At 68.5% G+C, this 953-nt stretch carries 1 protein-coding gene; it reads right to left on the bottom strand.

Features of this window, described 5'->3' with window-relative positions; all coding sequences use genetic code 11:
• The coding region (locus tag AC27VN_RS42325) for an AMP-binding protein (protein ID WP_490880647.1) at window positions 1-953 on the bottom strand (953 nt) is incomplete at both ends.

The raw sequence follows: 953 nt of genomic DNA, 5'->3' as shown, positions 1-953 counted from the left end.
GCCATGATGCCCGGCAGCGGCAAGGTGCACGAGCCCGGCACCAGCGGCGTGGCGCCCGGCAGCGGCGTGATCACGTGGCCGCCGGTCTCGGTCTGCCAGAAGGTGTCGACGATCGGGCAGCGCTCGCCGCCGATATTGCGGTGGTACCACATCCAGGCCTCGGGATTGATCGGCTCGCCGACCGAGCCCAGGATGCGCAGGCTCGTGAGGTCCCAGTTCTTCGGATGCACCTTCTCGTCGCCCTCGGCCGCCTTGATCAGCGAGCGGATCGCGGTCGGCGCGGTGTAGAACACGCTGACCTTGTGCTTCTCGATCATCTGCCAGAAGCGCCCCGCGTGCGGGAAGGTCGGGATGCCCTCGAACACCACCTGCGTGGCGCCGGCCGCGAGCGGGCCGTAGGCGACGTAGGTGTGGCCCGTGATCCAGCCGATGTCGGCGGTGCACCAGAACACGTCCTCGGGACGGATGTCGAAGGTCCAGTCCATCGTCATCTTGGCCCACAGCAGGTAGCCGCCGGTGGCGTGCTGCACGCCCTTGGGCTTGCCGGTGGAGCCCGAGGTGTAGAGGATGAACAGCGGATGCTCGGCATTCACCGGCTCGGGCGCGCACTCGGTGCTCTGGCCCTTGAGCGCCTCGGCGAAGGTCTTGTCGCGGCCTTCCACGCGATTCCAGGCCGAGGCCGTGCGCTCGAACACGAACACGGTCTTGATCGACTCGCAGCCGCCGAGCGCGATGCCGTCGTCGACGATGGCCTTGAGCGGCAGCTCCTTGCCGCCGCGCAGCTGGAAGTTGGCGGTGATGACCGCGACCGCGCCGGCGTCGATGATGCGTTCCTGCAGCGCCTTGGCCGAGAAGCCGCCGAACACCACGCTGTGGGTGGCGCCGATGCGCGCGCAGGCCTGCATCGCGATCACGCCCTCGACCGTCATCGGCATGTAGACGATGACGCGGTC

Source organism: Variovorax sp. 20P10.2.4 (assembly GCF_058244205.1).
Note: the sequence above shows the minus strand (reverse complement) of the source record. Positions and strands in the feature narration are given on the sequence as shown.